Origin of the sequence: Streptomyces sp. 3211.6 (assembly GCF_003634815.1) — a bacterium.
GTDB classification, from domain to species: Bacteria; Actinomycetota; Actinomycetes; order Streptomycetales; family Streptomycetaceae; genus Streptomyces; species Streptomyces katrae_A.
On record NZ_RBXC01000001.1, the window covers coordinates 2,357,896 to 2,380,044 of the forward strand.

Sequence of the window (22,149 nt, forward strand, 5' to 3'; positions counted from 1 at the left end):
CGCCGACCCCGCGGATCCCCGGCCGCCGCGTCCCGCCGTCCGGGTCACGCCCCGCCCCCTCCCTCGACCCGTCGCGCCGCGCCCCGCCGAAAACCGGTCTGCCGACCCGCGCCCCGGCCCGTACACTGGGCGCAGCGAAAGGCATGGATGGGGACGAGTAGCGTCGGACGCAGCCAGGAGCGACCCGGGGACGGTGAGAGCCCGGGGGCGAGCGCGACGTGAAGGATCACCCCGGAGCCGCCGGAAGAAAGCCCGCACGGGATCCCCGTAGGGCCGGTAGAACCGGCTTCGCACCCCAATGAGGGGGCCGCCGGACCCGTCCGGAGGCCAAGGAGGGTGGTACCGCGGGAGCAGCACGCGCTCTCGTCCCTCCGGACGGAAGTGACACACCCGCCGGAGGAAGAGTTCAGCCTCATGACCACACCGCCGCAGTACCGCCCGGTACCCGCCCAGGTCGACCTGCCCGCCCTCGAGCACGCCGTCCTCGACTTCTGGCGCGAGAGCAAGACCTTCGCCAAGACGCTGGAGCAGTCCGAGGGACGCCCCGAGTGGGTCTTCTACGAGGGCCCGCCCACCGCGAACGGCATGCCCGGCGCGCACCACATCGAGGCCCGCGTCTTCAAGGACGTCTTCCCCCGCTTCCGCACCATGCGCGGCTACCACGTGGCCCGCAAGGCCGGCTGGGACTGCCACGGCCTGCCGGTCGAGCTCGCCGTCGAGAAGGAGCTCGGCTTCAACGGCAAGCAGGACATCGAGGCGTACGGCATCGCCGAGTTCAACGCCAAGTGCCGTGAGTCCGTGACCCGCCACACCGACGCGTTCACCGAGCTCACGACCCGTATGGGCTACTGGGTCGACCTGGACGACGCCTACCGGACCATGGACCCCGAGTACGTGGAATCCGTGTGGTGGTCGCTGAAGGAGATCTTCAACAAGGGCCTGCTGGTCCAGGACCACCGCGTCGCCCCCTGGTGCCCGCGCTGCGGCACCGGCCTCTCGGACCACGAGCTGGCGCAGGGCTACGAGACGGTCGTCGACCCCTCCGTCTACGTCCGCTTCCCGCTGACCTCCGGCCCGCTCGCCGGCGAGGCCGCGCTCCTGGTCTGGACGACCACCCCCTGGACCCTGGTGTCCAACACGGCGGTCGCCGCCCACCCCGACGTCACGTACGTCGTCGCCACGAACGGCGAAGAGAAGCTGGTGGTCGCCGAGCCGCTGCTGGAGAAGGCCCTCGGCGAGGGCTGGGAGGCCACCGGTCAGACCTTCACCGGCAAGGAGATGGAGCGCTGGACCTACCAGCGCCCCTTCGACCTCGTCGAGTTCCCGGCCGAGGCCCACTACGTCGTGAACGCCGAGTACGTCACGACCGAGGACGGCACCGGTCTGGTCCACCAGTCCCCCGCCTTCGGCGCCGACGACCTCGCGGTCTGCCGCGCGTACGGCCTGCCGGTCGTGAACCCGGTCCGCCCCGACGGCACCTTCGAGGAGGAGGTCCCGCTCGTCGGCGGCGTCTTCTTCAAGAAGGCCGACGAGAAGCTGACCGCCGACCTCGACGCGCGCGGCCTGCTCTTCAAGCACATCGCCTACGAGCACAGCTACCCGCACTGCTGGCGCTGCCACACGGCCCTGCTCTACTACGCGCAGCCGTCCTGGTACGTCCGCACCACCGCCGTCAAGGACGCGATGCTGCGGGAGAACGAGAAGACGAACTGGTTCCCCGAGTCGGTCAAGCAGGGCCGCTTCGGCGACTGGCTGAACAACAACATCGACTGGGCGCTCTCCCGCAACCGCTACTGGGGCACCCCGCTGCCGATCTGGCGCTGCGAGGAGAACCACCTCACCTGCGTCGGCTCGCGCGCGGAGCTGAGCGAGCTGTCCGGGCAGGACCACTCCGCCCTGGACCCGCACCGCCCGTACATCGACGACGTGACCTTCACGTGCACCGCCGAGGGCTGCTCCCTGACCGCCGTCCGCGTGCCGGAGGTCATCGACGCCTGGTACGACTCGGGCTCGATGCCGTTCGCGCAGTGGGGCTACCCGTACAAGAACAAGGAGATCTTCGAGAAGCGCTACCCGGCGCAGTTCATCTCGGAGGCGATCGACCAGACCCGCGGGTGGTTCTACACCCTGATGGCGGTCGGCACGCTGGTCTTCGACAAGTCCGCGTACGAGAACGTGGTCTGCCTGGGCCACATCCTCGCCGAGGACGGCCGCAAGATGTCCAAGCACCTGGGCAACATCCTCCAGCCGATCCCGCTCATGGACCAGCACGGCGCGGACGCGGTGCGCTGGTTCATGGCGGCCGGCGGCTCCCCGTGGGCGGCGCGCCGCGTGGGCCACGGCACCATCCAGGAGGTCGTCCGCAAGACGCTCCTCACGTACTGGAACACCGTCGCCTTCCAGGCCCTGTACGCCCGCACGTCCGAGTGGGCCCCCTCGGCGGCCGACCCGGCGCCGGCGGACCGCACGGTGCTGGACCGCTGGCTGCTGTCCGAGCTCAACTCGCTCGTCGCCGAGGTCACCGAGGCGATGGAGGCGTACGACACCCAGCGCGCCGGCAAGCTGCTGTCCGCGTTCGTGGACGACCTGTCCAACTGGTACGTGCGCCGCTCGCGCCGCCGGTTCTGGCAGGGCGACAAGGCGGCCCTGCGCACGCTGCACGAGGTCGTCGAGACGGTCACCCGCCTGATGGCCCCGCTGACCCCCTTCATCACGGAGCGGGTCTGGCAGGACATGGTCGTCCCCGTCTCGCCGGACGCTCCGGAGTCGGTGCACCTGTCCACCTGGCCGACGGCGGACACGGCGGCGATCGACCCGGCGCTGTCGCAGCAGATGCTGCTGGTCCGCCGCCTGGTGGAGCTGGGCCGTGCGACGCGCGCCGAGTCGGGTGTCAAGACCCGCCAGCCGCTGTCGCGCGCGCTGGTCGGCGCGGCCGGCTTCGACGCGCTGTCGCCGGAGCTCCAGGCACAGATCACGGAGGAGCTGAACGTCTCCTCCCTGGCCTCCCTCTCCGAGGTGGGCGGCTCGCTGGTGGACACGACGGCGAAGGCGAACTTCCGGGCGCTGGGCAAGCGGTTCGGCAAGGGCGTGCAGGACGTGGCGAAGGCGGTGGCCGCGGCCGACGCCGCCGCCCTGTCCCTCTCCCTGCGCTCCGGCTCGGCGGTCGTGACGGTGAACGGTGAGGAGGTGACCCTCACCCCGGAGGAGGTCATCATCACCGAAACCCCGCGCGAGGGCTGGTCGGTGGCCTCGGACTCCGGTGCGACGGTCGCGCTCGACCTGGAGATCACCCCGGAGCTGCGGCTGGCGGGCCTGGCCCGTGACGCGATCCGCCTGATCCAGGAGGCCCGCAAGAACTCCGGCCTGGACGTCGCGGACCGCATCGCCCTGCGCTGGTCGTCCACGTCGCCGGAGGTCGTCACGGCCCTCACGGACCACGCGGCCCTGATCGCGGACGAGGTCCTGGCGACGGACTTCGCCTCCGGCGAGGCCGACGCGTCGTACGGCTCCGCCTTCGAGGACGAGTCCCTCGCCCTGACGTTCCGGCTCCGCAAGGCGTAGCCCTCGGCCCACCGAAGCGGCGCCCTCCCCGTGCGGGGGGGGCGCCGCTTTCGTGCTTTCTCCCCGCCCCGCCCTTCCTCCGTTCCCGCCTCAATCGCCGGTGCGGCTGGAAAGAACCCGGGGCGCCGCCCCGGGCCCTGTACGTGCGCTCAAACGCCGCGCGGGCTGGATTGCCCGCAGGGCAAATCCAGCCCCGCCGGCGTTTGAGGCGCGGGGTCTGGGGCGGAGCCCCAGGGAACGGGCGAAGGGCGGGTGGGGGACCTCGCCCCGCGCAGCGGACCTCCGGCCCCGGGGACGGGAAACGGGCCGGGCCCGGGTCCCCCTCAGGGGAACCGGGCCCGGCCCGTAGAGACTGCCGACGGCTACGTCAGTTGTCGTCCTCGTCGATCAGGAAGCCCCGCATCGGCGACGGCGCCTGCTGCATCGGCTGCGGAGCGGCCGGCCGCACCGGAGCCATCGGCTGCGTCATCGCCGGGGACATCTGCTGCTGCCCGCCGTAGGACGGAGCACCGCTCATCGGGGAGGGGCCGCCCATCGGCGAGGGGCCGCCCATCGGGGACGGTCCGCCCATGCCCATCGCGCCGGCCGGAGCCATCGACGGGGACGGCGACGGCGGCAGGGCCGGGCCGGCCGGGGTGCGCGGCGGGGCCAGGGAGTCGTCGGCCTGGGTCTCCAGCTGGCGCAGCTGCGACTCCAGGTAGGACTTCAGACGCGTACGGTACTCGCGCTCGAAGCCCCGCAGGTCCTCGACCTTGCGCTCGAGCGTGGCGCGGGCAGACTCCAGGGAGCCCATCGCGACGCGGTGCTTCTCCTGCGCGTCCCGCTCCAGCGCGTCGGCCTTGGCGCGGGCGTCCCGCTCCAGGCCCTCGGCGCGCGAACGGGCCTCGCCGACGATCTTGTTGGCCTCGGAGCGGGCCTCCGCGATCGCCTGGTCGGCGGTCTGCTGGGCGAGCGACAGGACGCGGGCGGCGCTGTCGCCACCGGGGCCCTGCTGCGGGAGCTGCGGCTGCTGCATGGGCTGCATCTGCTGGCCCATCGGCTGCATCTGCTGACCCATGGGCTGCATCTGCTGCCCCATGGGCTGGCCGAGCTGGTTCTGGCCGCCCATGGACTGCTGCTGCATCTGCTGCTGCATCTGCTGCTGGCCCATCTGCTGCTGCGGCGCCATGGGGTGCTGGCCACCCATGGACTGCTGCTGCATGGGGCCGCCCATCGGGCCCGGACCCTGCGGTCCGTGTCCGCCGGGGCCCGGGGGCAGCTGGGGCTGGCCGCCCGGCAGCTGCGGCGGGCCCATCTGCGGCTGCTGCTGCTGCGGCGGGCCGGATATGGCCGCCGGCACGGGGGCGCCCGGGCCTCGCTGGTCCTGGGGTTCCGGCTTGCGCATGTTGGCCTGCTGCTGGCTCTGCGCGGCGGCACGCGTGGCGGCGGCCAGCTTCGCGCGCAGGTCCTCGTTCTCGCGCAGCAGGCGCGTCAGCTCGGCTTCGACCTCGTCGAGGAAGGCATCGACCTCGTCCTCGTCATAGCCTTCTCGCAGGCGGACGGTCGTGAACTGCTTGTTCCGCACGTCCTCGGGAGTCAGCGGCATGTCTTCTTCACCTCTACGTAGTCGTCGGCAGTCGGCAGGACCGTATCGGGACTGTCCCCGCAGGCGCGGGGGAGCTCATCGTTCACACGCTTCTCGCAGCGGTGCTCACGAAGCTGATGAGGATGTAAACGATGATCATCAGAACGAAGAAGGACAGGTCGAGCGCCACGCCCCCGAGACGCAACGGCGGGATGAACCGCCGAAGGAGTTTGAGCGGTGGATCGGTGACAGTGTAGGTGGCCTCCAGAACGACCACCATCGCCTTGCCGGGTGTCCATGAACGTGCGAACTGGAACACATAGTCCATGACCAGTCGGAAGATCAGCACGATGAGGAAGCACATCAGCGCGATGTAGACCACCTGCAGTGCGATGCCCATCCCGCGCTTCCCTCTCCCCTGCTCCCGCTCTGTTCCCGGTCCCGTATCTGACGGATCGGTCTAGCTTTGGTTGAAGAACCCGCCCTCCGCGATGCGGGCCTTGTCCTCCGCCGTGACATCGACGTTAGCAGGCGACAGCAGGAACACCTTCTGTGTCACGCGTTCAATGCTGCCGTGCAGACCGAAGACGAGACCGGCCGCGAAGTCGACCAGACGCTTCGCATCGGTGTCGTCCATCTCCGTGAGATTCATGATCACCGGAGTGCCCTCACGGAAGTGTTCCCCGATGGTACGGGCCTCGTTGTAGGTCCGGGGGTGCAGCGTCGTGATGCGGTACGGCTCCCGCTCGGAGACGACCTTGGGCATGATCACGGGGGCGTTCTTCTCCAGGTTGGTGCGGTCAGGTGTGATGGATGCCACGGGGGCAATTCGCGCGGGACGTCCGTTTTCTGACGGAATTGGGAGGGGTTCGCGCGGCGCCGGCGGCTGCACCGCTCGTACCGGTTCGTCCGTTACGGGCGATTGGTGCACGGGCTGCTGCCGCCGCTCCCGCTCCCGGGGGCGCTCGGGCTCCGGCTCCGGCTCGAATTCGTCATCGGGGTCGTACCCCGGGTTGTCGTACCGGTCGTCCTCCACGAGGCCGAGGTAGACCGCCATCTTGCGCATCGCGCCGGCCATTCTCCGAGTCCTCCGCTCTGTGGTGGATCGCCCTGTCGCAGGTGTCGCCGTGTCACCAAAGTCACCAACTGCCCGCGATCCACGTGGTCTGTCCGCTCATCCGCGGAAATGACCATATTTTCTGCTGTGGTCCGACTTTCTTGGCGACGTTACCCGAGCCGGGGTCTCGCGCCGAGTACCGCAGTGCCGACGCGTACATGTGTCGCACCCGCCAGCACGGCCTGTTCCAGGTCGGCGCTCATCCCAGCCGACACCATCGTGGCAGCCGGATGGTCCGCGCGCAGGCCTGATGACAATTCCATCATCCGCTCGAAGGCCGCCTGTTCGCGCCCCGCGTAGCGACCGGCGAGGGGGGCGACGGTCATGAGACCGTCGATCCGCAGCCCCGGCGCGGCCGCGACGAGGTCCGCCAACTCGGCCAGCTGCTCGGGCGCGGCACCGCCCCGGGCCCCGCGCTCCCCCGACTCGGCGTCGAGGGCGATCTGCACGAGGCAGCCGATCTCCCGCCCGTGCGCCACCGCGGCCGCCGAGAGGGCGGTGACGAGCTTCGGCCGGTCGACCGACTGCACCACGTGCGCGTATCCGGCCACGGAACGGACCTTGTTCGTCTGCAACTGGCCCACGAAGTGCCAGTTCAACGACAGATCCGCGCAGGCCGCCGCCTTGGGGGCGGCATCCTGGTCCCGGTTTTCCGCCACATGACGGACCCCCAGGTCCGCCAGCAGTCGTACGTCGGTCGCGGGGTAGGTCTTGGTGACCACGATGAGGGTCACCTCCTCCCGCTTCCGGCCCGCCGCCGCACAGGCGGACGCGATCCGCTCCTCCACCCGCGCGAGGTTCTCCGCGAGCTCGGACTTACGATCCGTCATCAGTCAGTCCAACCAGACATATCCGGCAAGCCGCCCGGTCACCCGGTCGCGGCGGTACGAGAAGTGGTCCCGCGACTCCAGTGTGCAGACCGGGGAACGGTGGCCTTGCGGCACCCCCGCCTCCGCGAGCTGGGCGTGCACCCCGGCGACCACGTCCACGGCCGGTGTCCCCCAGCTGGTCTCGGCCCACGCGGCCGGCACCACCTCGGCGACCGCCTCCCGCATCTCGGCCGGCACCTCGTAGCAGCGCCCGCAGACGGCGGGTCCGGTACGGGCGACGATCCGCGCGGGGTCGGCGCCGAGGGCGGCCATCGCCTCGACGGCGGCGGGCACCACCCCGGCGACCAGCCCGGGCCGCCCGGCGTGGGCGGCCGCGGCGACCCCGGCCACGGGGTCGGCCAGCAGCACGGGGGTGCAGTCGGCGGTGAGCACGGCGAGGGCGAGCCCCCGGCGGGCGGTCACCACCGCGTCCACCGACGGGATGTCGGCGGCGGCGCCCCAGGGGCCGTCGACCACGGCCACGTCCCGTCCGTGCACCTGGTTCATCCAGACCACCAGGTCCGGGTCGATGCCCAGCTCCTTCGCGGCGGCCGCCCGGTTCGCGCGAACGGCGGCCGGGTCGTCGCCGACCGCGCCGCCGAGATTGAGCTCCTCGTACGGAACGGCGCTCACCCCGCCCCACCGGTCGGTGAAGGCGAAGTGGGCGCCGCTCTCGTGATGCTGCTCCAGCGTCACTTCAAGAAGTCCGGAACGTCCAGCTCTTCGGCCGGGCTGTCCTGGTAGGGCCGGGCCGTGGGGACCTGCGGCGGGGCGGGCGCCGGCTCGACCGGGATCTCGACCGGGGCCGGGGGCTCCTCGCGCGGGGTCACGGTGCCGAGTCCGCCGAAGGCCGGGCGGACCGGCTCGGGCGCGCGGACCGGCGCGGGGGCCGGCTCCTCGCGCTTGGTGGACGCCGCGCCGATCACGTTGTCCCGGCGGGCCGGGGGCTGGCCGCCGTCGAAGCCGGCCGCGATGACCGTGACGCGGACCTCGTCGCCGAGGGCGTCGTCGATGACGGCGCCGAAGATGATGTTCGCCTCGGGGTGCGCGGCCTCGCTCACCAGCTGCGCGGCCTCGTTGATCTCGAAGAGACCGAGGTCCGAGCCGCCGGAGATGGAGAGCAGCACGCCGCGGGCGCCGTCGATGGACGCCTCCAGCAGCGGCGAGGAGATCGCCATCTCGGCCGCGGCCACGGCGCGGTCGTCGCCGCGGGCGGAGCCGATGCCCATCAGGGCCGAGCCGGCCTCGGACATCACGGACTTGACGTCGGCGAAGTCGAGGTTGATCAGACCCGGGGTGGTGATCAGGTCGGTGATGCCCTGGACGCCGCTGAGCAGGACCTGGTCGGCCGACTTGAAGGCGTCGAGCACCGACACCTGGCGGTCCGAGATGGACAGCAGGCGGTCGTTGGGGATGACGATGAGGGTGTCGACCTCTTCGCGGAGCTCGGCGATGCCGTCCTCCGCCTGGTTCGCGCGGCGCCGGCCCTCGAAGGTGAACGGGCGGGTGACCACACCGATCGTCAGGGCGCCCAGCGAGCGCGCGATGTTGGCGACGACGGGCGCGCCGCCCGTGCCGGTGCCGCCGCCCTCGCCGGCGGTCACGAAGACCATGTCGGCCCCCTTGAGGACCTCCTCGATCTCCTCGCGGTGGTCCTCTGCCGCCTTGCGGCCGACGGCCGGGTTGGCTCCGGCGCCGAGGCCCCGGGTGAGTTCGCGGCCGACGTCGAGCTTGACGTCGGCGTCGCTCATCAACAGCGCCTGGGCGTCGGTGTTGATGGCGATGAACTCGACGCCCTTGAGACCGACCTCGATCATTCGGTTGATGGCATTGACACCACCGCCGCCGACACCGATGACCTTGATGACTGCGAGGTAGTTCTGCGGTGCTGCCACGTCGAAGGCCTCTCGCCTCGAGTTACGTGTCGCCGCCTCGCGGGCCTGCGGTGCGACGACTGATGCCGAAATGTGGGACGGTCCGTACGCGCCGACCCGAACCCTAACCCTGAAGTTTAGGGTTATGGATGTGCCTGTTCCTTGGACTCTTCCGAACAGGACACTAAGTCGACAAGTAGCGCGTGTTCAACGAACACGCCGAACCTCCCGTTTTTCTTTTCACCCTATGTGATCACCCGTATCGGTGGCCAACCAGGGTGCGTCGGGCCTCGACCCGACGTCAACTCCCGGACACCGCGGGGGCGGTGGGGACGCTCACGTCGAAGTGGTCGGCCTTGGGCGCGGCCTTCAGCAGGGCGGTCAGCGCCCGGCCTTTGGCCTCACCCAGGTCGCCGCTCCCCCACACCACGGAGCGGCCCTTCGTCAGTTCCAGTACGACCGAGTCGAACGACCGTACCTTGACCTGCAACGTCTCCTTCGCGACTGCGTCGGGAAGGCCCCCCGCGATGCCCACCGCCTCCCGCAGCAACCGCTCCTCGTCGAAGCGGCGGGCGCTCGGCGAGCGTTCCGCGGCCATTTCGAGGAGCGGAACGCCGGCGGGTGCTTTCGCAACGGTGTCGAACCGCACACCCTTCGCGTCCACTTCGACGAAGTCCGCGCCCTTTTTGATGAGCAGCACCGGTTTGCGCTCCGTCACCTTCAGCCCGATCCCGTGCGGCCAGGCCCGCACCACATCGACCGAATCGATGCGGGACAGCCGGCCGCGCACCCGGCTCGCGATCTCGTCGGTGTCGACGCTCACCAGGGGCGCGCCGACGGGCACGGCCGCGGCGGAGAGGACCTGTTCGGCGGTGAGCACCTCGGTGCCGGAGGCCGTGACCTTCTCGACGCGCAGCCAGGAGGATCCGTAGAGGGCCCAGGTGACGCCCCCGGCGAGGAGCGCCGCGGCGGCGAGGGTCACCAGCAGGCGGACCCGGCGCGGTCTCCCGCCGCCGGACCCGCGCGGGCCGGTGCCCTTGGGCGACTTGGGCGGCCGGGGCGGTTTGGGCACGCCCGCACCCTTTCCGCCCCCGCCCGCCCGGCCGGACGCCCCGCGTCGTGCCGTCGTCGCTCCGGCCACTCCTGTGCCTCCTGGGTCGGCGGTTACCCGCGTGCGGCCGCGATCGCCTCGTGGACGAGGCCGACGAGGAGCTCGTCGGCGTCCCGACGGCCGAACTCGGCGGCGGCGCGGGACATCTCGTACAGGCGGTGCGGATCGGACAGCACCGGCAGGACCTGGCCGAGCACCCAGTCGGGCGTCAGTTCCGCGTCGTCGACGAGGAGGCCGCCGCCGGCCTTGACCACCGGCTGGGCGTTGAGCCGCTGTTCGCCGTTGCCGACGGGCAGCGGTACGTAGGCGGCCGGCAGTCCGACGGCGGCGAGTTCGGCGACGGTCATCGCGCCCGCGCGGCACAGCATCATGTCGGCGGCGGCGTACGCGAGGTCCATCCGGTCCACGTACGGTACCGGGACATAGGGCGGCATCCCGGGCATGTTGTCGACACGCGGCAGTTCGTTCTTCGGGCCGACCGCGTGCAGGATCTGGATCCCGGAGCGCTGGAGCGTCGGCGCGACCTGCTGGATGGTCTCGTTGAGCCGGCGCGCGCCCTGGGAGCCGCCCGAGACCAGCAGCGTGGGCAGGTTGGGGTCGAGGCCGAAGGCGGCCCGCGCCTCGGGGCGGACGGCGGCGCGGTCGAGGGTGGAGATGGAGCGGCGCAGCGGGATGCCCACGTAGCGGGCGCCGCGGAGCTTGCTGTCGGGGGTGGAGACGGCGACGGCGTGGGCGTAGCGGGAGCCGATCTTGTTGGCCAGTCCGGGCCGGGCGTTGGCCTCGTGGACGATGATCGGCACCCCGAGCCGCTTGGCGGCGAGGTAGCCGGGCAGGGCCACGTAGCCACCGAAGCCGACGACCACGTCGGCCTTGGTGCGGACCAGGATCTCCTCGGCGGCCTTGATGGTGCCGCGCAGCCGTCCGGGGACGGTGATCAGCTCCGGGGTGGGTTTGCGGGGCAGCGGTACGGCGGGGATCAGGCCCAGCTCGTAGCCGCGTTCGGGCACGAGGCGGGTCTCGAGGCCGCGCTCCGTACCGAGGGCGGTGATGCCCACGGTCGGGTCCTGCCTGCGCAGGGCGTCCGCGAGGGCCAGCGCCGGCTCGATGTGGCCGGCGGTCCCCCCACCGGCGAGTACGACATGCACCGAAATTCACCGCTCTCCGGACGGACGCCTCTTGACGCGCCGTCTCATCGACTTCCATATCGGCCCGCTCCGCCGCCAGCCGGCTCCCGGCTGTCGCATCGCGAGCGCCGCGCGCGCCGCCGGCTCCTCCCGCGCGAACGCGATGAGCAGGCCGACCGCGAACATGGTCGGCAGCAGGGCGGACCCCCCGTAGGAGAACAGCGGGAGGGGCACCCCTGCGATCGGCAGCAGACCGAGCACCGCACCGATGTTGATCACGGCCTGGGCCGTGATCCAGGTGGTCACGCCTCCCGCGGCATACCGTACGAAGGAGTCCTCCGTGCGTCCGGCCACGCGGATACCCGCATAGCCTAGGGCCGCGAACAGGGCGAGCACCGACAGCGTCCCCGCCAGGCCCAGTTCCTCACCGGTGATGGCAAAGATGAAGTCGGTATGGGCTTCGGGCAGTTGCCCCCATTTTTCCACACTCGCCCCGAGACCGGAACCGAACCATCCGCCGGATGCGAGGGCGTAGATCCCGTGGACGCCCTGCCAGCAGAGGTCGTTCTTGCCCGGGTCCGTGGCCCCGAGGCAGGCGAGCCGGTCCATGCGGTGCGGGCTGGTCCTGATGAGCAGTGCGACGATCACACCCGCGAAGAGGAGCACGCACGCGAACATCCGCGTCGGCGCCCCGGCGAGCCACAACAGGCCGAACAGGACGGCTCCGAGGATCATCGCGGTGCCCATGTCCCCGCCGAGCATGATCAGCCCGAGCAGCAGGAAGGCGACCGGGACCAGCGGCACCAGCAGGTGCTTCCACTGGGTCAGCAGGCCCTTGTCCCCCTTGCGGGCCAGCAGGTCGGCGCCCCACAGGATCAGCGCCAGCTTGCCGAACTCGCTGGGCTGGAGCATGAACGGGCCGCCCAGGGAGATCCAGTTCTGGTTGCCGTTGATGGAGACCCCTATCCCGGGGACCTGGACCAGGACCATCAGGAACAGGGTGCCCGCGAGCACCGGGTAGGACAGGGCGCGGTGCAGTTTGACCGGCATGCGGGAGGCGGCGAACAGCAGGACGCCGCCGATGGCGGCGGCCAGGAACTGCTTCTTGAAGAAGTAGGCGTCCCCCAGGCCCAGCTGGAGGGCCTTGATCATGGACGCCGAGTAGACCATCACCAGGCCGAGCACGGTGATGAGCAAGGAGCTGCCGAAAATCAGGTAATACGCCGTGAGCGGGCGGTCCCAGGCCTTCGTCAACTGCCGCCGCGTACGCCTGAGCCGCTCCAGCGGCCCGCGCCGGGCGGGCCGCCCGGAACCGGCGGCGGGACGTTTGCGGCCCTGCGCCTTGACGGCGGAGGGCCGCCGTCCCGGCAGCATCTGTTTGGCCGGCATCTGTGATCTTCCCCTCCACTCGTACGGGGCGAGCAGCCGGCCGGAGGGAACCTGGGGGGCGCCCTCGGCTAGGCCGTGTCCGTGGCGCTCCCGGAGGCGAGTTCGCGCACCGCGTCGGCGAACGCGTCGCCCCGCTTGTTGTAGTTCGCGAACATGTCCATCGAGGCGCACGCGGGCGCCAGGAGGACGGTGTCTCCGGGTTCCGCGAGCCGGGCCGCTTCCCGGACCGCTGCGAGCATCGCCCCAGTGTCGGTCCGTTCGAGGTCGGTCACCGGGACCTCGGGCGCGTGTCGCGCCAGTGCCTCGGCGATCAGCGCCCGGTCGGCGCCCATCAGCACGACGCCGCGCAGCCGCTTCGCGGACTTCTGCACGAGCTCGTCGAAGGTGGCGCCCTTGGCGAGGCCGCCGGCGATCCAGACGACCGGCTCGAAGGCCGCCAGGGAGGCTTCGGCCGCGTGGGTGTTGGTGGCCTTGGAGTCGTCGACGTAGCGGACCCCGTCGACCTCGTCCACGTACGCCACGCGGTGCGCGTCGGGGCGGAAGTCGCGCAGGCCGTCGCGGACGGCGCGCGGCTCGACGCCGAAGGCGCGGGCCAGGGCGGCCGCGGCGAGGGCGTTGGCGATGTTGTGCGGGGCGGGCGGGTTGACGTCGTCGACGTGCGCCAGCTCCTGCGCGTTCTTCTGCCGGTTCTGCACGAACGCCCGGTCGACGAGGATCCCGTCGACCACGCCGAGCATGGAGGGGCCGGGGGCGCCGAGGGTGAAGCCGATGGCGCGGCAGCCCTCCTCGACGTCGGCCTCCTCGACCAGCCGCTCGGTGGCCGGGTCGGCGACGTTGTAGACGCAGGCGACGGTGTTGCCCTCGTAGATGCGGCCCTTGTCGGCGGCGTACGCCTCCATGGAGCCGTGCCAGTCGAGGTGGTCCGGGGCCAGGTTGAGGACGGCCGCCGAGTGGGCGCGTACGGAGGGCGCCCAGTGGAGCTGGTAGCTGGAGAGCTCCACGGCGAGGACGTCGTACTGCTCCTCGCCGGTCACCACGTCGATGATGGGGGTGCCGATGTTGCCGACGGCGGCGGTCTTCAGACCGGCCGCCCGCAGGATCGAGGCCAGCATCTGGGTGGTGGTGGTCTTGCCGTTGGTGCCGGTGATCGCCAGCCAGGGGGCGGCGTTCTCGCCGCGCAGCTGCCAGGCGATCTCGACGTCGCCGACGACGTCCACGCCCGCCGCGGCGGCGGCCGCGAACAGCGGGCTGTCGGGCTTCCAGCCGGGCGAGGTGACGACGAGGTCGGTGCCCTCGGGCAGGGTCTCGGCGTCGCCGAGGCGCACGGTGACGCCCTTGGCCTCCGCCTCCAGCTCCGCGGCCCGGGCCCGGTGGCCCTCGCTGTCGCCGCCGTCGACCACGGTCACGAGGGCGCCGAGGCCGGCCAGGGCGCGGGCGGCGCTGATGCCGCTCACGCCGAGGCCGGCGACGGTGATGTTCCGGTCCTGCCAGGGGGTCACTTGTCCGCTGCCCATCCCGCGTAGAAGAGGCCGAGACCCACGATCACGCACATGCCCTGGATGATCCAGAAGCGGACCACGACAAGGACCTCTGACCAGCCCTTGAGTTCGAAGTGGTGCTGGAGCGGGGCCATTCGGAAGACTCGCTTGCCGGTCAGCTTGAAGGAGCCGACCTGGATGACGACCGACATCGTGATGAGCACGAAGAGGCCGCCGAGGAGGGCCATCAGGAACTCCGTGCGGGAGCAGATGGCCAGACCCGCGAGCGCGCCGCCGAGCGCGAGCGAGCCGGTGTCGCCCATGAAGATCTTGGCGGGCGAGGTGTTCCACCACAGGAAGCCGAAGCAGGCTCCCATGAGGGCGGAGGCGACGACCGCGAGGTCCAGCGGGTCGCGGACCTCGAAGCAGGCGTTGGGGTTCGTCAGGGTCACCGCGTTGGCGCAGGACTCCTGGTGCTGCCAGACGCCGATGAAGGTGTAGGCGCCGAAGACCATCACGGCGGCGCCGGTGGCCAGGCCGTCCAGACCGTCCGTCAGGTTCACGCCGTTGGACATGGCCAGGATCATGAAGAGGGCCCAGACCACGAACAGCACGGGGCCGATGGCCCAGCCGAAGTCCGTGACGAACGAGAGCTTCGTCGAGGCCGGGGTGAGCCCGCGCGAGTCCTTGAACTGGAGCGCGAGCACGGCGAAGGCGATGCCGACGATCAGCTGGCCGGCCATCTTGGCCTTGGCCCGCAGACCGAGCGAACGCCGCTTGACGATCTTGATGTAGTCGTCGAGGTAGCCGACCAGGCCCATGCCGGCCATCAGGAACAGCACCAGCAGGCCCGAGAAGGAGGGCTCCTCGCCGGTGATGACCTTCGTCAGGGCGTACGCGATGAGGGTGGCCAGGATGAAGGAGATACCGCCCATGGTGGGCGTGCCCTTCTTGCCGGCGTGGCCGCGGGGGCCGTCGTCGCGGATGAACTGGCCGTAGCCCTTGCGGGCCAGCAGCTTGATCAGCAGCGGGGTGCCGATGACGGTGAGGAACATGCCGATGACACCGGCGAACAGGATCTGCCTCATCGGCCGGCGACCTCACCCTCGAGCAGCGCCAGCGCCACCCGTTCCAGACCGGCCGACCTGGAAGCCTTCACCAGCACGACGTCCCCCGGGCGCAGTTCACTGCGCAACAGGTCGACCGCCGCCTGCGCGTCGGACACGAGCACCGACTCCTCACCCCACGAACCCTCGTTATATGCGCCCAGCTGCAGCCAGGACGCTTCCCTGCCCCCGACTGCCACCAGCCTGCTCACGTTGAGCCGGACGGCGAGCCGCCCCACCGCGTCGTGCTCGGCCAGCGACGCGTCCCCGAGCTCGGCCATGGGACCGAGCACCGCCCACGTACGTCCCCCGCCCTCCTTGCCGGCGCCGCCCATCGCGGCCAGTGCGCGCAGGGCGGCCCGCATGGATTCGGGGTTCGCGTTGTAGGCGTCGTTGACGATCGTGACGCCGTCCGCCCGCTCGGTGACCTCCATGCGCCACCGGGACAGGGTGCCCGCCCCGGAGAGCGCGGTGGCGATCTCCTCGGCTGACATGCCCAGGACATGGGCGACGGCGGCCGCGGCGAGCGCGTTCGACACGTGGTGCTCACCGTACAGGCGCAAGGTCACATCACTGCACCCGGTGGGTGTGTGGAGTGTGAAGGAGGGCTGTCCCGCGGGCGTCATCCGCACCTCGGTCGCGCGTACGTCCGCGTCCTCGGCCTCGCCGAAGAGGACCGTACGGGCCTTGGTCCGGGCGGACATCGCGCGCACCAGCAGGTCGTCGGCGTTGAGGACGGCGACCCCGCCCTCGGCCTCGCCGGGCAGGGCCTCGACCAGCTCGCCCTTGGCCCGGGCGATGGCCTCGCGGCCGCCGAACTCGCCGATGTGGGCGGTGCCGACGTTCAGCACCAGGCCGATGCGCGGAGGGGTGAGGCCGGTGAGGTAGGCGATGTGCCCGATGCCGCGGGCGCCCATCTCCAGGACCAGGTGCCGGGTTTCTGCGGTGGCCTTCAGGGCCGTGAGCGGCAGGCCGATCTCGTTGTTGAGGGAGCCGGGCGTCCACACGGTGGGCGCGTGGTGCTGGAGCACCTGGGCGATCAGGTCCTTGGTGGAGGTCTTGCCGGCCGAGCCGGTCAGGGCGACCACGTCGGTGCCGAGCCGTCCGACGACGGCGCGGGCGAGGGCGCCGAGCGCCTTCTCCACGTCGTCGACCACGATCGCGGGGACGCCGACCGGCCGGGCGGCCAGGACGGCGACGGCACCGGCGGCGACCGCGCGCTCGGCGTAGTCGTGGCCGTCGACGTGCTCGCCGGCGAAGGCGGCGAAGAGGCTGCCGGGCTCCACCTGGCGGGAGTCGATGACGACCGGGCCGCCGACCGTCGCGGAGGGATCCGGTATGTCGTGGGGCCGCCCGCCGGTGATGTCGGCGATCTCGGCGAGGGAGAGGGCGATCACTGGTTCACCTCGGCCTGTCGGGCGCGGAGCTGCTGGTTCTCGATGGCCGCGCGGAGCACGGCGCGGTCGTCGAAGGGGCGTACGACGCCCGCCGTGTCCTGGCCCTGCTCGTGGCCCTTGCCCGCCACGAGGACGGTGTCCCCGGCCTCGGCGCGCGCGACGGCGGCGGCGATGGCCGCGGCCCGGTCGGCGTCGACCAGGACGGTGCCCCGCTCCTCGGCGGGGACGGAGACCGCGCCCTCGAACATCGCGGCGAGGATCTTCAACGGGTCCTCGGAGCGCGGGTTGTCGGAGGTCAGGACGGCGGTGTCGGCGTACCGGGCCGCCGCGGCGCCCATCGGGCCGCGCTTGGTGGTGTCACGGTCGCCGCCGCAGCCGAGCACGATGTGCAGCTTGCCGGTGGTCACCTCGCGCAGGGCGCGCAGCACCGACTCCACGGCGTCGGTCTTGTGCGCGTAGTCCACGACGGCCAGGTACGGCTGTCCCGCGTCGACCCGCTCCAGCCGGCCGGGTACGCCGGGGACCGCGGCGACGCCGTCGGCGGCGGTCTGCGGGTCGAGCCCGGCGGCGGCCAGGGTGACGACCGCGGCGACGGTGTTGGCGACGTTGAACGGGCCGGGCAGCGGGGCCTTGGCCCGTACGCGCTGTCCTTCCGGCCCGACGAGGGTCAGGGTGGAGTCCATGTGGCCGCTGACCACGTCCTCGGCGCGCCAGTCGGCGGCCGGGTCGCCGGCGGCGGAGAAGGTGACGACCGGGATCAGCGCCTCCTTGGCGAGGCGGCGGCCGTACTCGTCGTCGATGTTGACCACGCCCAGGCGGGCGCGGCGCTCGGTGAAGAGCTGCGCCTTGGCCTGGAAGTAGTCCTCCATGTCGGAGTGGAACTCCATGTGCTCCGGGCTGAGGTTGTTGAAGACGGCGACGTCGAAGACGCAGCCGTCGACCCGGCCCAGCACCAGGGCGTGGCTGGAGACCTCCATGGCGACGGCCTCGACGCCGCGTTCGCGCATGACGGCGAACAGGGCCTGGAGGTCGGTGGCCTCGGGGGTGGTGCGCTCGGACTTGATGCGCTCGTCGCCGATGCGCATCTCCACGGTGCCCACCAGCCCGGTGGCCCTGCCCGCCGCGCGGAGCCCGCCCTCGACGAGGTAGGCGGTGGTGGTCTTGCCGGAGGTGCCGGTGATGCCGAGCTGGAGCAGGGCTTCGCCGGGGCGGCCGTAGATCTCGGCGGCGAGCTCGCCCATGCGGCCGCGCGGGTCCTCGACGGCCAGGACGGGCAGGCCCGTCGCGGCGGCGCGTTCGGCGCCCTGCGGGTCGGTCAGCACGGCGGCGGCGCCGAGGGCGGCCGCCTGGGCGGCGAAGTCGGCGCCGTGCAGCCGGGCGCCGGGCAGGGCCGCGTACAGGTCGCCGGGGCGCACGGCACGGGAGTCGTGCGTGATGCCGGTGATCCGGGCGTCGCCGGACTCGGGCAGACCCAGCAGGCCGGCCAGCTCGCCCAGGGGGGTCGGGCGGGCGGTCACGGGCCGGGGCGCTCCCGGCGGCGCTGCCGGGGCGTCTTTCTGGGCGGTTCTGGGCTGATCAGCGTGGGGCACGGCGGTGAGCGTACCGGGCGCGGCGGGCCGCTCGCGAAGCGAGGGGCCGTCCGGGGCGGCTTCGGCCGTCTGGTTCCCGGGTTTCGGGGTGATCGTTGTCACTGATGGAGCCTCACGCGTGGGTGGTGGGAGGGTCGGTTCACTGTCAGGGCTGCGGGCTGGGCTGCGCGGTGGGCGGGGCGGCGGGCGGCGGAGCGGCCGCGTAGGTCACCGGGAGCCCGGCGGGGGCGGTTCCGGTGGGCGCGACCTGGAGGGTCTTGAGTGCGAACTCCATGACGGTCTTGTAGATCGGGCCGCAGATCTGGCCGCCGAAGTAGCTGCCCCTGGTGGGGTTCTGGATCGCGCAGTAGACGGTGATCCGCGGGTCGTCGGCGGGGGCGAAGCCGGCGAAGGAGGCGGTGTAGCCCTTGTAGCGGCCGGTGGCCGGATCCACCCGGTTGGATGTGCCGGTCTTGCCGCCGACCCGGTAGCCGGGGATCTTCGCCTTGGTTCCGGTGCCCTCCTGGTCGTCGACCACGGACTCCAGCATCTCGGCGAGGGACTTGGCGGTCTGCTGGCTGATCACCCGGGTCTTCTCGGGCGCCGGGGCCGGGGTGAAGCGGCCGTCGGGGCCCTTGGTGCCGCGGACCAGGGTGGGGGTGATGCGGACGCCGCCGTTGGCGACGGTGGAGTAGACGGAGGCCGCCTGCATCGCGTTGAGGGAGAGGCCCTGGCCGAAGGGGATCGTGTACTGCTGCGAGGTGGACCAGGCCTCGGGCCTGGCGAGGATGCCCCGCGACTCGCCGGGGTAGTTCAGGCCGGTGGGCCGTCCGATGCCGAACCTGTCCAGGTAGGAGTACAGGACCCTGTTGGCCTCGGGCTGGGTGGCGCCGAGCTGGCCGGTGGCCAGGATGGTGCCGATGTTGGAGGACTTGGCGAGGACCCCGTTGAGGGTCAGGTACCAGGTGGGGTGGTCGACGTCGTCCTTGAAGAGGCGGTCGCCGCGGTGCAGCCGGTTGGGGACCTCGACGTGGGTGTCGGGGGTGGCCTTCTTCTCCTCCAGGACGGCGGCCATGGAGATCACCTTGGCGGTGGAGCCGGGCTCGTAGACGTCCTGGAGCGCGGCGTTGCCCATGGCGGCGGACTTGGCCCGGCTGAGGTCGTTGGGGTCGAAACCGGGGGCGTTGGCCATGGCCAGCACCTCGCCGGTGCGGGTGTCCTGGACGATGACGTAGCCGCGGTCGGCGCCGGACTTCTCGACCTGCTCGGTGATGGCGCTCTGGGCGGCCCACTGGATGTCGCGGTCGATGGTCAGCTCGATGTCCTCGCCGGGCACGGCGGGCTTCTCGTGGGACCCGGCGGTGGGCACGCGGCGGCCGCCGGACTGGGCGTAGGTGATCTCGCCGTCCTTGCCGGCCAGCTTCTTGTCGAGGGCGGACTCCAGGCCTCCGCCGCCCTTGCCCTCGGCGTTGACGTAGCCCAGTATCCCGGCGGCGAGGTCGCCGTTCGGGTACACGCGCTTGCTGCTGTTCTCGTTGAAGATCCCGGCGATGACGTTGGCGCCGGGGCCGTTGTTGCGCTTGTCGGCGGCCGCCTTGTCGGCGAAGAGCTTCTTGAGGTCCTTGATCTGGTTCCAGACCTGCGGGGTCTGCCGGCGGGCCAGGACCACGTAGCGGGTGTCCTTGGTCTTCAGCCGGGCGGCGATCTCCTTGGCGTCCTTGCCGAGGATCGGCGCGAGGAGGGCGGCGGCCTGCTCGGGGGCGTCGGGGGCCTCGCTCTCCTGGGGCGTGAACATCTTCGGGTCGGCGGTGATGTCGTACGCGTCGACGCTGGTGGCCAGGGCGACGCCCTTGCGGTCGGTGATCTCCCCGCGCTCGGCGGCCAGGACGTACTTGGCGAAGCGGTTCTCGGTGGCCTTGGCGGAGTACGCGGAGGCGTCGACGGCCTGCACCTGGAGCAGCCGGACGACGAAGGCGAGCATCACGAGGGTGAGCCCGACGCCGACCAGCCGCAGCCGGGGCTTGGGGCTGCCGAGCCGGATGGTGTGCGGGGTCCGCTGCGCGGGCGTCTTGGCGGTGGTCCGGGGCCGCCCCGGGCCCGGCACCCGGCGCGGGGGCTCCTTGGGGCTCACCGGTGCACTCCGCGCCGGCCCAGGGCAGCCCCGCCCCGGCCCCTGGGGGCTCCGCCCCCGGACCCCCACGCCTCGAACTCCCCCGGACTCCGCCTGGGGGTACCCCCAGGCGAGGCTGGATTCTGCTCGGCCGGGTGCTTGTCCGCGGATTGCGCCTGGCGGGGCTGGGAGTGCGCGCAGCGCACTTCGAGCCTCGCCGGCGATTGAGGCGCGGGCGCGGTAGCGCCGTGCAGTGGGCCGCACCCACGTCCTCCAGCCTCGCCGGCGATTGAGGCGCGGGTCCGGGCGGAGCCCGGGGAACGGGCGAAGGGCGGGGCGGGGAGAAGTCCCGCAGGGTTCCGCGTCACGACGTCACCTGCCTGGGGTCGGGGTGGGCTGCGGGGCCCCGCTCGGGGCCGGCCCGGCCGGGGTGTCGGGGTTCTGGCCGGCGGCCCCGGCCGGAGACGGAGGCTGCGGGACCGACGGGGCCACCGGCGCCGAGGGCTGCGAGGCGGGCGGAGCCACGGACGGCGGGGGCGGGGCCTCCGCCACCGCCGGGGTGCCGGCGGTCTTGCCGTCGGGGCCGAGGAAGACGGGGCTGCCGCCCGGCACCAGGCCGAGCTCGCCGGCCCGCCGCTGGAGGGCGTCGGGGGCCGAGTAGGCGTCGACGTCCCGCTGGAGGGCCTGCTGCTCGTCGGTCAGCGCGGTGGTCTCCTTCTTCAGCCGGCTCAGCTGGAAGGACCCCTGGTTGAGCGCCGAGTTCAGCAGCAGCAGGCTGATCAGGCCGCCGGCCAGCAGCGCCACGACCAGCAGCACGAACGGCATCCGCGCCGCCTGCCGGGCCCCGCCCGGCCCGGCCGCGGCGGGGCGGCCCCGGACGAGGCGGGCCGCCTGCCCGCGGGTCAGCGTGGCCACCTTTCCGGCCCTCCCCGCCTTCCCGGCCTTGGTCACGGCCGCGCCTCGCGGATCCGCTCGACGCCGCGCAGCCGGGCCGGGGCGGCGCGCCGGTTCTCGGCGATCTCCTCCTCGGTGGGCAGCTCCGCGCCCCGGGTGAGGAGCTTCAGCTTCGGCTGGTACTTCTCCGGCACGACGGGCAGTCCGGCCGGGGCCGTGGAGGTGGCGCCGGCCGTGAAGACCTGCTTCACCAGCCGGTCCTCCAGGGAGTGGTAGGACAGGACCGCGATCCGCCCCCCGACCGAGATCCGGTCGACGGCGGCCGGAATGGCCCGCTCCAGCCCGGCGAGCTCCCCGTTGACCTCGATCCGCAGGGCCTGGAAGGTCCGCTTGGCCGGGTTGCCGCCGGTGCGCTTGGCCGCCTGCGGCAGCGCGTCGCGGATCAGCTCCACCAGGCGGGCGCTGTTGCTGAACGGCTCCTTGTCGCGCTCGCGCACGATCGCCGAGACGATCCGCTTGGCCTGCTTCTCCTCGCCGTACTGGCGCAGGATGCGGACCAGCTCGCCGGGGGCGTAGGTGTTGAGGACCTCGGCGGCGCTGATGCCCGTCGTCTGGTCCATGCGCATGTCCAGCGGCGCGTCCTGCGCGTAGGCGAAGCCGCGGTCGGCCTCGTCGAGCTGCATGGAGGAGACGCCGAGGTCGAAGAGGATGCCCTGGACGGTGGGCAGACCCAGGCCGTCGAGGACCTCGGCGAGGTCGGCGTAGATCGCGTGGACGAGGGTGGCCCGGTCGCCGAAGGGCGCGAGCCGCTCGCCGGAGAGGCGCAGGGCCTCCTTGTCGCGGTCGAGGCCGATCAGGCGCGCCTCGGGGAACCGGGTCAGCAGGGCCTCGCTGTGGCCGCCGAGGCCGAGGGTGCAGTCGACGACGACGGCCCCCGGCCTCTCCAGCGCCGGGGCCAACAGGTCCAGGCACCGCTGGAGCATCACC

17 protein-coding genes are annotated in these 22,149 nt (G+C 72.1%); 1 reads left to right on the plus strand and 16 read right to left on the minus strand.

The window, feature by feature from the left end:
- The first annotated feature begins 414 nt into the window (after positions 1 to 414).
- Complete coding sequence (gene ileS, locus BX286_RS10965) at positions 415 to 3,561, plus strand: isoleucine--tRNA ligase (RefSeq protein WP_121017614.1); 3,147 nt, start codon at positions 415 to 417, stop codon at positions 3,559 to 3,561.
- A gap of 367 nt (positions 3,562 to 3,928) precedes the next feature.
- Here the strand turns inward: ileS and BX286_RS10970 are convergent, their stop codons facing one another.
- The 16 genes from BX286_RS10970 to rsmH all read right to left on the minus strand — a co-directional run bounded on the left by BX286_RS10970 (position 3,929) and on the right by rsmH (position 22,145).
- Complete coding sequence (locus BX286_RS10970) at positions 3,929 to 5,146, minus strand: DivIVA domain-containing protein (protein ID WP_079426087.1); 1,218 nt, start codon at positions 5,144 to 5,146, stop codon at positions 3,929 to 3,931.
- Between the two features lie 82 nt (positions 5,147 to 5,228).
- Positions 5,229 to 5,525 (minus strand): YggT family protein, encoded by a 297-nt coding sequence (locus BX286_RS10975; RefSeq protein WP_079426090.1) that lies wholly within the window; start codon positions 5,523 to 5,525, stop codon positions 5,229 to 5,231.
- Between the two features lie 60 nt (positions 5,526 to 5,585).
- Positions 5,586 to 6,203, minus strand: coding sequence for a cell division protein SepF (locus BX286_RS10980; protein ID WP_045949551.1), 618 nt, complete (start codon positions 6,201 to 6,203; stop codon positions 5,586 to 5,588).
- 149 nt (positions 6,204 to 6,352) lie between these two features.
- A complete protein-coding gene (locus BX286_RS10985; protein ID WP_079426093.1) occupies positions 6,353 to 7,072 on the minus strand; it encodes a YggS family pyridoxal phosphate-dependent enzyme in 720 nt (239 codons plus the stop codon).
- A 3-nt stretch (positions 7,073 to 7,075) separates the two neighbouring features.
- Positions 7,076 to 7,807, minus strand: a complete 732-nt coding sequence (gene pgeF, locus BX286_RS10990; protein WP_079426096.1) for a peptidoglycan editing factor PgeF — start codon at positions 7,805 to 7,807, stop codon at positions 7,076 to 7,078.
- Entirely contained in the window at positions 7,804 to 9,006 is a 1,203-nt protein-coding gene (gene ftsZ / locus BX286_RS10995; RefSeq protein WP_079426098.1) for a cell division protein FtsZ, read from the minus strand. The genes pgeF and ftsZ overlap by 4 nt, the downstream gene beginning before the upstream one ends.
- A gap of 280 nt (positions 9,007 to 9,286) precedes the next feature.
- Positions 9,287 to 10,126: a cell division protein FtsQ/DivIB gene (locus tag BX286_RS11005; protein ID WP_100863808.1), complete on the minus strand. Its 840-nt coding sequence runs from the start codon at positions 10,124 to 10,126 to the stop codon at positions 9,287 to 9,289.
- Between the two features lie 23 nt (positions 10,127 to 10,149).
- Positions 10,150 to 11,241: an undecaprenyldiphospho-muramoylpentapeptide beta-N-acetylglucosaminyltransferase gene (gene murG, locus BX286_RS11010; protein ID WP_079426104.1), complete on the minus strand. Its 1,092-nt coding sequence runs from the start codon at positions 11,239 to 11,241 to the stop codon at positions 10,150 to 10,152.
- 6 nt (positions 11,242 to 11,247) lie between these two features.
- Positions 11,248 to 12,609 carry a putative lipid II flippase FtsW gene (gene ftsW, locus BX286_RS11015; RefSeq protein ID WP_079426106.1) on the minus strand — a complete coding sequence of 454 codons (1,362 nt, stop codon included), beginning with the start codon at positions 12,607 to 12,609 and terminating at the stop codon, positions 11,248 to 11,250.
- Between the two features lie 68 nt (positions 12,610 to 12,677).
- The gene (gene murD / locus BX286_RS11020) at positions 12,678 to 14,123 is read right to left on the minus strand and encodes a UDP-N-acetylmuramoyl-L-alanine--D-glutamate ligase (RefSeq protein ID WP_079426109.1); all 1,446 of its coding nucleotides are present in this window, start codon (positions 14,121 to 14,123) and stop codon (positions 12,678 to 12,680) included.
- Positions 14,105 to 15,175 carry a phospho-N-acetylmuramoyl-pentapeptide-transferase gene (gene mraY, locus BX286_RS11025; RefSeq protein ID WP_079426112.1) on the minus strand — a complete coding sequence of 357 codons (1,071 nt, stop codon included), beginning with the start codon at positions 15,173 to 15,175 and terminating at the stop codon, positions 14,105 to 14,107. Before mraY ends, murD begins: the two co-directional genes overlap by 19 nt.
- Positions 15,172 to 16,590, minus strand: a complete 1,419-nt coding sequence (murF, locus tag BX286_RS11030) for a UDP-N-acetylmuramoyl-tripeptide--D-alanyl-D-alanine ligase (RefSeq protein WP_079426115.1) — start codon at positions 16,588 to 16,590, stop codon at positions 15,172 to 15,174. Before murF ends, mraY begins: the two co-directional genes overlap by 4 nt.
- A complete protein-coding gene (locus tag BX286_RS11035; protein ID WP_121014917.1) occupies positions 16,587 to 18,281 on the minus strand; it encodes a UDP-N-acetylmuramoyl-L-alanyl-D-glutamate--2,6-diaminopimelate ligase in 1,695 nt (564 codons plus the stop codon). Before BX286_RS11035 ends, murF begins: the two co-directional genes overlap by 4 nt.
- A 43-nt stretch (positions 18,282 to 18,324) precedes the next feature.
- Positions 18,325 to 20,289, minus strand: coding sequence for a penicillin-binding protein 2 (locus BX286_RS11040; protein WP_121014918.1), 1,965 nt, complete (start codon positions 20,287 to 20,289; stop codon positions 18,325 to 18,327).
- Positions 20,290 to 20,640: 351 nt separating this feature from the next.
- On the minus strand, positions 20,641 to 21,174 hold the full coding sequence (locus BX286_RS11045) for a hypothetical protein (protein ID WP_079431666.1): 534 nt from the start codon (positions 21,172 to 21,174) through the stop codon (positions 20,641 to 20,643).
- Positions 21,175 to 21,215: 41 nt separating this feature from the next.
- Positions 21,216 to 22,145 (minus strand): 16S rRNA (cytosine(1402)-N(4))-methyltransferase RsmH, encoded by a 930-nt coding sequence (rsmH, locus tag BX286_RS11050; protein ID WP_237293302.1) that lies wholly within the window; start codon positions 22,143 to 22,145, stop codon positions 21,216 to 21,218.
- Between the last annotated feature and the right edge of the window lie 4 nt (positions 22,146 to 22,149).